Below are 9,822 nucleotides of genomic sequence, written 5' to 3' on the forward strand. Positions count from 1 at the left end.
GATCGCCCTACAGGCGGTTCAGCGCATAGAAGCGCTTGACGTGTTCGGTTTCGCGATAGCGGGTCTTCACCTGCTCCTGCGGCGATTCCATCGCCTGCGCTTCATCCCCCGTCGGCAGCACGGCCGCCGCGGCGGCACCGGCCGCGCCGAGGCCCAGCGTCTTCAGGATGTCGCGGCGTTGCAGGGGATTGCGCGGCGCGGAATTACGTGAGGGTTCTGGCGGCGTCTTCATGCGTCGGCCTCCTCCAACTGGTCGGTCTGTCGGTTGAGTGCTTCCTGTTCGATCTCCAGGAACAGGCGGCCGATGGTGCCGACCGGGCGGTAGAGGCCGGCCGCCTCCGCCCCTTCCAGATCCTGAAAGAAGCGGTCGGCCCAGGGCAGCAGATGGCTGTCCAACATGTGGCGCTGCACCGCCGGGTCGGCCCCCTCGCGGATCAGCACCGCCATCACGTCGCAGAGTGCCGCGATGTGGTCCTCCGGCTCCGACACGTCGGGGGCGCGCTCCAGCCCCAGCGCCTGCAGGTCGGCGCGCAGGGCCGACAGCGGCCGGTCGGTCAGGAAGCCTGTGCGGTAATAGGAGGCGTATGGGACCAACTCGCCCTGGACGACGCCGATGAACAGCGCGTTGAACTCGCGCTCCACCGCTTGGGGATCGGTGGCGCGGGCGCGGGCGGCCAGATCGTCGAAGGCGCGGCCGATCGGCGTCGCATCTCCGGCAAGGCTGCCCAGCAGCGCCAGCAGGTCGGCGCCCGGCGGGGCCGACAGCGTCAGCGCCAGCAGCCGGTAGACGTCGGCGCGCAAACCATCCGCGCCGCTTTCCGGATCATGAACCGTCATCACACTCCCGCAAGCCGCTCCGGAACTCTCTTCAAATGCCATGACCGGTCGAAAGCCATGACTGGCCCGAACATGGACAACGCCGGGCAGGACCAAAGGTTGCCTCACCCGGTCGGGGCTACCCGGCCGAGGTCATCCCTTTTCTCCGGCGGAAGGATCACTCCTTACGGTCGCCCTGCGGACGGCCGGAGAAGTTGCGGTGCTCGACCGACGCCTCCTCCCCCACCCGCGCGCCCACCGATGCAAAGGTCTCGTCGGCACTGCGGGCGAACAGGCCGGGCAGGATCGCCCAGGCGCCACCCGCCAGAATGAGGATGGCGACGAGGGCGGCAAGGAAGGCTTTCATCGGCAAATCTCCGGACAGCGCTGACCGGAACGAAGCCGCGCTGCCGGCTCCGCCCACGCCACGCACAACGCCGCCGGAGCCCGATTGTTTCCGTCCGATCTTTTCCGCTTGATATGCTCTAATCGAGCACATATGGTTTTGCTCAGAACGAGCATAGAGCGGAGCACATGATGCCCGAGGTCGCCGAACTCGCCTACACCCCTACCGTCGCTGCGGCGACCGCGCCGATCTATGAGCGGATGAAACGCGTCGTGCCGGCCATCGAATGGCCGTTCCACGCGCCGCTGGTCCACGCCATCAACGAGCTGAAGCGCGAGCGCAACGCCGTCATCCTGGCCCACAACTACCAGACGCCGGAGATCTTCCACGGCGTGGCCGACATTGTCGGCGACAGCCTGGCGCTGGCCGCCAAGGCGACGCAGACCGACGCCGACGTCATCGTGCTGGCCGGCGTGCATTTCATGGCGGAGACGGCGAAGCTGCTGAACCCGGCCAAGACGGTGCTGATCCCCAGCCGCAACGCCGGCTGTTCGCTGGCCGACAGCATCACCGCCGCCGACGTCCGCCTCCTGCGCGAGGCGCATCCCGGCGTGCCGGTGGTCGCCTACGTCAACACGTCGGCCGAGGTGAAGGCGGAGGTCGACATCTGCTGCACCTCCGGCAACGCGGTGGAGGTGGTGGAATCGCTGGGCGTCGACCGGGTGATCTTCCTGCCCGACGAATATCTGGCGAAATACGTCGCCACCCAGACCAAGGTCGAGATCATCGCCTGGAAGGGCCATTGCGAGGTGCACGAGCGCTTCACCGGCGCCGAGATCGAGGAGTTCCGCCGCCGTTTCGACCGGCTGACCGTGATCGCCCACCCCGAATGCCCGCCCGACGTGCTGGAGGCGGCCGATTTCGTCGGCTCCACCGCCCGCATGATCGATTTCGTCGGGTCGGAGAAGCCGCCGCGGGTGCTGATGGTCACCGAATGCTCGATGAGCGACAACGTCGCCGCCGCCTCGCCTGAGACGGAGTTCGTGAGGCCCTGCAACCTGTGTCCGCACATGAAGACGGTGACGCTGTCGGGCATCCTGGAGTCGCTGCAGACCCTGGAGCCGCGCATCGAGATCCCCGACGCGCTCGCCGTCCGCGCCCGCCGCTCGGTGGAACGCATGCTGGCGGTGAAGCCGAAGTGAACCAATCCCCCTCCCCCGCCCAGCGGGGGAGGGTCAGGGTGGGGGCAAGAGTCGCACCTCATGGATCTCTTCGGCTGCGCCGAACCCCCTCATCCTAACCTTCTCCCCAGGGGGGAGAAGGAACTTGTGAGGAGTTCTTTGATGACCTCCAGCACGCCTTATGACGTCCGCGATGCCGAGGTGATCGTCGTCGGTTCCGGCCTTGCCGGGATGACCGCCGCCCTGCAACTCGCCCCGCGCGCCGTCACCCTCATCACCAAGACCACCGGCCTGCCCGGCGGCTCCAGCCTCTACGCCCAGGGCGGCATCGCCGCCGCCGTCGGCCCCGGCGACCGGCCGGAGGACCATGCCGCCGACACCGTCGCCGCCGGGGCCGGGCTGGTCGACGCCGCGATGGCCGCCCTGCTGACCCGCGACGGCGCCGCCCTGGTCCGTCGGCTGCTCGATGACGGCCTGCCCTTCGACCGCGCGCCCGACGGCTCGCCGCTGCTCGGCCGCGAGGCCGCCCATGGCGCCGCCCGCATCGTCCATGCCGGGGGCGACGCCACCGGCCGCACCCTGGTCACCGCCCTGGCCGACCGCCTGCGCGCCACCCCCTCGGTTCGGGTGGAGACCGATGCCTTCGCCGTCGATCTCGTGCTCCGCAACGGCCGGGTCTGCGGCCTGCTGGCCTGCCATCCGGAGGGCTGGGTGCTGCACCGCGCCCCGCGCGTGATCCTGGCGACCGGCGGCATCGGCGCCACCTTCGCCCGCACCACCAACCCGGCGGAGGCGACCGGCGACGGCCTCGCCATCGCCGCGCGGGCCGGCGCCCGGCTGGCCGACCTGGAGTTCGTGCAGTTCCACCCCACGGCGCTCGCCGTCGATGCCGACCCGGTGCCGCTGCTGACCGAAGCGCTGCGCGGAGCCGGCGCCACCCTGCTCGATCACGCCGGCCATCGCTTCATGCCCGACGAGCATCCGCTGGCGGAACTGGCGCCGCGCGACGTGGTCGCCCGCGCCATCGGCCGGCGCGTCGCGGCGGGGGAGCCGGTGTTCCTCGACCTGCGCCCGGCGCTGGCCGCCAAGCCCGACGGCTTCCCCACCGTGCTGGCGCTGTGCGCCGAGCATGGGCTGGATCCCTTCGCCGAGCCGATGCCGGTGGCGCCCGCCGCCCACTACCACATGGGCGGGGTGGTCACCGACGCCGACGGCCGCACCAGCCTGGAGGGGCTGTGGGCCTGCGGCGAGGTCGCCTGCACCGGCGTCCACGGCGCCAACCGCCTCGCCAGCAATTCCCTGTTGGAGGCGCTGGTGTTCGGCGCCCGCGTCGCCCGCGACGTGGCGGAGCGACCCCTGGCGCCGCTGCCGCCCTTCGCCCTGCCTCGTCCACCGGCGGTCGCCGCCGATGTCAGCTATATCCTGCTCGACGCCATCGGGGCGGAGGCGCGCAGCGCGCTTTATGACGGCGCCGGTCTGGTGCGCGACGGCCTGGGGCTGCTGGCCGCCCGGCGCAAGCTCGACCGGCTGGCGGCGGCGCTCGACATGCTCCGCTGCGAGGAGGACGACGCCCACGAAGACGCCAAAGCCCCGCCGGAAATCGTCCGCCAGTGGGGTGAGGCGCGCAACCGGCTGCTGGTTGGCCGGCTGGTCGTCCATGCCGCACTGGCACGGGAGGAAAGCCGCGGCGCCCATTGCCGCAGCGACCATCCCCTGCCGAATCCCGCCTCCCTATCCCGCACCCTGACCCTCAGCGATCTGGCCGGCACCGCCGGTCCCCTGTCCGGAGACGCCGCATGCTGCATCCTCTGACCATCGAGCCCATCGTCCGCGCCGCCCTGGCGGAGGATCTGGGCCGGGCCGGCGACATCACCACCGACAGCATCATCCCGGCCGACGCGGTGGCGACCGCCCGCATCGCCGCACGCAAGGACGGCCGCGTCGCCGGGCTGGAGGCGGCGCTGATCGCCTTCCGCCTGCTCGACCCCGGCATTTCGGTGACGGTGGAGCGCGCCGACGGCGACGACGTGGCGCCCGGCGGCACCATCGCCAGCCTGACCGGCAAGGCCCGCGCCCTGCTGACGGCGGAACGCACGGCGCTGAACCTGATGGGCCGGCTGTCCGGCATCGCCACCGCCACCCGCGCGTTGGTGCGCGAGGTGGAGGGCACCAATGCCCGCATCGTCTGCACCCGCAAGACCACCCCGGGCCTGCGCGTTCTGGAAAAGCATGCGGTGAAGCTGGGCGGCGGCTTCAACCACCGCTTCGGTCTGGATGACGCCGTCCTGATCAAGGACAACCACATCGCGGTTGCCGGCGGCGTGCGCCCGGCGGTGGAGCGCGTCCGCGCGGCCATCGGCCACATGGTCAAGGTGGAGGTGGAGGTCGACACGCTCGACCAGTTGGACGAGCTGCTGGGCCTGCCGGTCGATGTCGTGCTGCTCGACAACATGGACCCGGACACGCTGCGCCGCGCCGTGCGGATGGTCGACGGCCGCCTGCTGACCGAGGCGTCGGGCAACGTCACGCTCGCCACCGTCCGCGCCATCGCCGAGACCGGCGTCGACATGATCTCCTGCGGCTGGCTGACCCACAGCGCCCCGAACCTGGATTTGGGGCTGGATATGTGAGGGTGAGACACAGGCCCTCTCCCGCCCCGGGAGAGGGAGGGACCCGCCGAAGGCGGGAGGGTGAGGGGCAATGTGGACATGGATCCCATATCCTTGAATCACCCCTCACCCTTCCCATGCTCCGCATGGGCCCCTCCCCTCTCCCGGTGCGGGAGAGGGTATTTTTCCCTTAGGCCGCCAGCTTCTCGACGTTGCCGTCCAGGCCCATCAGCAGCAGTTCGACCTCGAGGTCCGGGTGGCGTTCCTTGACCATCGCCTTCAGCTTGGTCAGGTACTGGCCATGCACCTCGGCCTCCTTGGCCGGATCGGGCGACAGGTCCATGCCGAGAAAGACCTTGTAGGCGCCGCAGTCGCGGTGATCCATGACGATCACGCGCTTGATGTGGTGCAGGTCCTTGGCGACCGCGACATGGTCCCAGAAGGCCTCGCCCCAGGCAGGCTTCTTCTCGGTCAGGGCGCCCAGGCTGGCGCCGGCCAGGATGACGTGGTCGTAGTTCGCCTGCATGTTGCGGGCGTTCATGTAGCTGGCGACATGGCCCATCAGGCGATAGTCCATGCAGGACAGCAGAAGCGTGTCGACGCTGCCGGCCAGGGCCGGGCGGCTCATCATCATCGGCGCCATCAGCGTCACGCCGGCGCCCAGAGTCGCCAGCTTCAGGAACCCGCGGCGCGAGCTGTGTTCGCCCTGGCAGCAGCCATGGTGATGACCGGTCGAATGATCCATTGTGCCCTCCCAACACGCCCCGAACCCGTATCGGGGGTTTCACGCGCGATGGTGGCAGGTAAGTATTAAAAATTCCAATACATGGGGTTCCACAGTGCGAAAAAGCAATGAATCCAGATGCTGTGGTATTTTTCGGATAGATCGACCCACAACCGGATTTCATTCCGTTACCGAACGGAAAGGAAAACGGGCCGCCCGGTGAGGGGCGGCCCGTTTCCATGCATGGATGTTCCTGGTCGTCAGCGTTCGGCTGTCACCCGCCGCGCGTGCTGCTCGGCGCCGGTGTGCCGGCCGACCCGACGGTGCTGGAGGCCGGCGGCGGCGAGGCGCTCGCGCTGTGGCTGGACGAACAGTCCGCGTTGGCGATCCCCGCCGTCAGGAGAGTGGCGAAACCGAACAATGCGGCGACGACCGGACTGGCTCCATGAGACATTGGATCACCTCCTTTCTGAAACGTTGCGACCACCAACAGATTGACACAGTAGAGCACTCGGTCAATGGCCGATTCGAAGATTGATGACGCCGTCTCCCAATGGAACAGGTTCTGATCTTGAACTTGAGCAGCGTTACCGGGTTTCCAGCAGCCCGCTCATCGTCGCGAACAGTTCCGATTTCGCTTCGAAGCCGACGCCCGGCAGGTCCGGCAGGCGCACCCGGCCATCCTCGACTGCGATACCGTCGGCGAAACCGCAGAAGGGCTTGAAGACGTCGGGGTAGGATTCATTGCCGCCCAAATGCAGGCCGGCGGCGATGTTCAGCGACATCTGGTGCCCGCCATGCGGCACCACCCGGCGGCTGGACCAGCCATTGTCCTTCAGCATGTCCAGCGTGCGCAGATACTCCACCAGCCCATAGCTCAGCGCGCAGTCGAACTGCAGCCAGTCGCGGTCGGCCCGCATGCCGCCATGGCGGATCAGGTTGCGGGCGTCCTGGTGGGAGAACAGGTTCTCGCCGGTCGCCATCGGGCGGTCGTAATGGTTGGCGAGTTCGGCCTGCAGCGCATAGTCCAGCGGATCGCCGGCCTCCTCGTACCAGAACAGGCCGTAGGGCTTCAGCGCCTCCGCATACTTGATGGCGGTGTCGAGGTCGAAACGGCCGTTGGCGTCGACGCACAGGTTCTCACCCGACCCGACCACCTCCAGCACCGCGTCGATGCGCCGCAGATCCTCCTCCAGCGGGGCGCCGCCGATCTTCATCTTGACGACCTTGTAGCCGCGGTCGCGGTAGCTGCGCATCTCGTCCTGCAGCGCCCTCACGTCCTTGCCGGGATAGTAATAGCCGCCGGCGGCATAGACCCAGACGCTGTCGTCGGCCACCCCGCCGCGGAAGCGGTCGGCCAGCAGGCGGTAGAGCGGCACGCCGGCGATCTTCGCCACGGCATCCCACACCGCCATGTCGATGGTGCCGACGGCGACGGAACGCTCGCCATGGCCGCCCGGCTTCTCGTTGGTCATCAGCCGCGCCCAGATGCGGAACGGGTCCAGGTTCTCGCCGCTGTCGTCCAGCAGGCTGTCGGGCGCGGCCGACATCAGCCGGGGAATGAAGCGCTCGCGCAGCAGCCCGCCGGCGGCATAGCGGCCATTGGAGTTGAATCCGTAGCCGATCACCGGCTTGCCATCGCGCACCACGTCGGTGACCACCGCGACGACGCTGCACGTCATCTGGCTGAAATCGATGAAGGCGTTGGCGATGTCGGACTTGATGCCGGCGGTCTGCTCGCGGATTTCGACGATGCGCATGGCGGTTCCCCTTGCAGCGTGGTGGCGCGTTCGATGGCGGCACTGTAGGGATGGTGCGGGCCGCCGGGCCAATGCCAAGGTCGGAACGCTTCATGCGGGTTCGGCATAGGGTGGCCGGAGGCCGGCAGACGTGACGAAGATTGGGCGATGGAACTCTCCTGGCTCGACGATTTCCTGGCGCTGGTGGATTGCGGCAACTTCTCCCGCGCCGCCGATGCGCGCCACCTGACCCAGCCGGCCTTCAGCCGCCGCATCCGCGCGCTGGAGGATTGGGCCGGCACCCCGCTGTTCGACCGCAGCGCCCAGCCGGTGACGCTGACGGAGGCTGGACGCCGCTTCCGCCCCTTCGCCGACGAGACGGTGCGCCGCCTGCTGCAAGGCCGCGAGGAGGCCCGGCTCGCCGCCCAATCGGAGGCCGCGACCCTGCGCTTCGCCGCCACCCACGCGCTGTCGCTGACCTTCTTCCCCTCCTGGCTGCGGGCGCTGGAGGCGCGGGCGCGGCTGGGCGCCATCACCCTGTCGTCCGACAGCATGGAGGCCTGCGAGCGGCTGATGCTGGCCGGACAGGCGCAGTTCCTGCTGTGTCACGCCCACCCGGCGGCGGCCGGCCGGCTGGATGCGGAGTCCTTCCGCCCCGTCGTCGTCGGCGGCGACCGGCTGCTGGCGGTGACCGCCCCCGATGCCGCCGGCCGGCCGCGCCATCTGCTGGCGGACGGGGAGAGCGCACCGCTGCCGCACCTGTCCTACAGCCGCGAGTCCGGCATGGGCCGCATCCTGGAGGCGGTGCGGGCGGCGCAGCCGCTGCCCGCGGCGCTCGACACCGTCTTCACCTCCCACCTCGCGGCGGTTCTGCGCACGCTGGCGCGCGACGGGCGCGGGGTGGCCTGGCTGCCGGAAAGCCTGATCGCCGAGGATCTGGCGCGCGGCACCCTGGTTCGCGCCGGGGTGCCGGCCGGCGACGAGCGCTGGACCGTTCCGGTGCAGATCCGGCTGGTCCGCCCGCGCGCCCGCCAGAGCAAGGCGGCCGAAAGCTTCTGGACGCTGGCGGTCGAAGCCGCCCTGTGGCGCAATGCCGAGTCGACGGCGGAGGCCTCAGCCCCGGTTGCCGGAGCGGAGCCGGTTGCGGAAAAAGAGTTGTGACCCTTTGGCCGCAAGCCACTTTGATCGTTGACATTCTCGACAAAAGCTGTCCAACCGCGCGATTTCGCTGGCGCTAACCCTTCCGATCGGGCAAAATTTGCCTAGTTAGGTTAGGAAGCGTCGCGTCAGCGACCGGAGGAACGATCATGGGCGTCAGCAGCATTGGCGGTATCGGCAGCTATCAGCAGCAGCCCTACGTCACCCCGCTCAGCAGCGGCCCGGCCGCGGCGCAGCGGTCCACCTCCCCCGTCGAATCCGCGCAGGAAGACCAAACCGAGCGCACCCGCCGCCAGCAGGAGGCGCAGACGGTCCAGAGCGGTTCCAGCGGCGGCAACACCACCCCCACCCGCGGCCAGAACCTCAATATCTCGGTCTGAACCGGACCGGGTCGCGTAGAGGGGACGGCTGGGAGAGCGAAGCGGGACGGCGCCCGGCTGGGGGCCGTCTCAACGGCAACGCCTGGAATGCGGGCAAGAAGCGCGGGAGGCACCGATGGAGATCCGTGGCGTTTCCAGCACGACGGCAATCCGCCCGACGGCTTTCCAGCCGACGGAGGCAGGATCCGCTTCCACGTCGCTTCCCGCCGAGGGCACCGGCACAGCCGCGAGCGCCGAGGCGGAGAAGGCTTCCGGCCCCGGCTATATCAGCCCCTTCCTGCGCTATGACCAAGGCGCGCGGGTGGCTGTTCTGTATTTCCGCGATTTCGACACCGGCGAAACCCAGGACCAGATCCCCTCCCAGCGCGTCGTCGAGGAATACCGCCGCACCGCCAGCCGCCTTGCCCAGGAGGACGAGCGGAAGTCGGCCGCGGCGAAGACGGGGGCGAACGGATCGACGGACGGCTCCACCGGTGGAACAGGAGCATCGTCGGGCAGTGGCTATACCCCGGCGGCGACCGACTCCGGGTCGGCCGCCACGTCGATCGGCGTATCCTTCGCGAGTGCTTCGGGAGGCAGCGGGACGACCGCGCGGTTTGGTGCTGCGACACCGACGACCGGCGGCTTCACTCCGGCCGCGACCGGCGGGCTTGGCGGCGGGTCACCGGGCGGACTGGTTTCGGTAACGGTTTGAAGGGTTTGGCTGAGGGTCGGCTTCGATTGCCCCCACCCCAACCCTCCCCCGCTTCGCAGGGGAGGGGGTAAGTGCTTGTTCGGAAAGGCGGCGGCAGTCCCTCCCCCGCCCAGCTCTCGCACAAAGCTATGCTTTGTGCTGACGCGGCAGGCGGACCATAGGTCCGCTGAGAGCG

12 protein-coding genes are annotated in these 9,822 nt (G+C 69.3%); 7 read left to right on the plus strand and 5 right to left on the minus strand.

Annotated elements, in window-relative coordinates; translation table 11 throughout:
• Window positions 1-7 precede the first annotated feature (7 nt).
• The 3 genes from TSH20_RS28855 to TSH20_RS28865 all read right to left on the minus strand — a co-directional run bounded on the left by TSH20_RS28855 (window position 8) and on the right by TSH20_RS28865 (window position 1,183).
• Window positions 8-232 (minus strand): twin-arginine translocation signal domain-containing protein, encoded by a 225-nt coding sequence (locus TSH20_RS28855; RefSeq protein ID WP_109156228.1) that lies wholly within the window; start codon window positions 230-232, stop codon window positions 8-10.
• Window positions 229-837, minus strand: a complete 609-nt coding sequence (locus TSH20_RS28860; RefSeq protein ID WP_109156229.1) for a molecular chaperone TorD family protein — start codon at window positions 835-837, stop codon at window positions 229-231. Before TSH20_RS28860 ends, TSH20_RS28855 begins: the two co-directional genes overlap by 4 nt.
• 157 nt (window positions 838-994) lie before the next feature.
• Window positions 995-1,183: a hypothetical protein gene (locus TSH20_RS28865; RefSeq protein WP_109156230.1), complete on the minus strand. Its 189-nt coding sequence runs from the start codon at window positions 1,181-1,183 to the stop codon at window positions 995-997.
• Between the two features lie 170 nt (window positions 1,184-1,353).
• Here TSH20_RS28865 and nadA point away from each other — a divergent pair, with 170 nt between their 5' ends.
• From nadA to nadC, 3 genes are all read left to right on the plus strand, one after another.
• Window positions 1,354-2,364 carry a quinolinate synthase NadA gene (gene nadA, locus TSH20_RS28870; RefSeq protein ID WP_109156241.1) on the plus strand — a complete coding sequence of 337 codons (1,011 nt, stop codon included), beginning with the start codon at window positions 1,354-1,356 and terminating at the stop codon, window positions 2,362-2,364.
• A gap of 141 nt (window positions 2,365-2,505) precedes the next feature.
• Window positions 2,506-4,155 carry an L-aspartate oxidase gene (locus TSH20_RS28875; protein WP_109156231.1) on the plus strand — a complete coding sequence of 550 codons (1,650 nt, stop codon included), beginning with the start codon at window positions 2,506-2,508 and terminating at the stop codon, window positions 4,153-4,155.
• Window positions 4,140-4,973 (plus strand): carboxylating nicotinate-nucleotide diphosphorylase, encoded by an 834-nt coding sequence (nadC, locus tag TSH20_RS28880; RefSeq protein WP_109156232.1) that lies wholly within the window; start codon window positions 4,140-4,142, stop codon window positions 4,971-4,973. The genes TSH20_RS28875 and nadC overlap by 16 nt, the downstream gene beginning before the upstream one ends.
• 169 nt (window positions 4,974-5,142) lie before the next feature.
• Here the strand turns inward: nadC and TSH20_RS28885 are convergent, their stop codons facing one another.
• The gene (locus TSH20_RS28885) at window positions 5,143-5,697 is read right to left on the minus strand and encodes a carbonic anhydrase (protein ID WP_109156233.1); all 555 of its coding nucleotides are present in this window, start codon (window positions 5,695-5,697) and stop codon (window positions 5,143-5,145) included.
• Window positions 5,698-5,915: 218 nt separating this feature from the next.
• On the opposite strand from TSH20_RS28885, the gene TSH20_RS28890 reads away from it, so the two are divergent.
• A complete protein-coding gene (locus TSH20_RS28890) occupies window positions 5,916-6,125 on the plus strand; it encodes a hypothetical protein (protein ID WP_247871266.1) in 210 nt (69 codons plus the stop codon).
• Window positions 6,126-6,263: 138 nt separating this feature from the next.
• Here the strand turns inward: TSH20_RS28890 and TSH20_RS28895 are convergent, their stop codons facing one another.
• The gene (locus tag TSH20_RS28895; RefSeq protein ID WP_109156235.1) at window positions 6,264-7,436 is read right to left on the minus strand and encodes a mandelate racemase/muconate lactonizing enzyme family protein; all 1,173 of its coding nucleotides are present in this window, start codon (window positions 7,434-7,436) and stop codon (window positions 6,264-6,266) included.
• 147 nt (window positions 7,437-7,583) lie between these two features.
• On the opposite strand from TSH20_RS28895, the gene TSH20_RS28900 reads away from it, so the two are divergent.
• The 3 genes from TSH20_RS28900 (at window position 7,584) to TSH20_RS35110 (ending at window position 9,647) form a co-directional block, all read left to right on the plus strand.
• Entirely contained in the window at window positions 7,584-8,576 is a 993-nt protein-coding gene (locus tag TSH20_RS28900; protein ID WP_109156236.1) for a LysR family transcriptional regulator, read from the plus strand.
• Between the two features lie 146 nt (window positions 8,577-8,722).
• Complete coding sequence (locus TSH20_RS28905; RefSeq protein WP_109156237.1) at window positions 8,723-8,953, plus strand: hypothetical protein; 231 nt, start codon at window positions 8,723-8,725, stop codon at window positions 8,951-8,953.
• Between the two features lie 115 nt (window positions 8,954-9,068).
• Entirely contained in the window at window positions 9,069-9,647 is a 579-nt protein-coding gene (locus TSH20_RS35110) for a hypothetical protein (protein ID WP_158282078.1), read from the plus strand.
• Window positions 9,648-9,822: the final 175 nt, after the last annotated feature.

The organism is Azospirillum sp. TSH20, from assembly GCF_003115935.1.
In the GTDB taxonomy this organism is placed as follows: Bacteria; Pseudomonadota; Alphaproteobacteria; order Azospirillales; family Azospirillaceae; genus Azospirillum.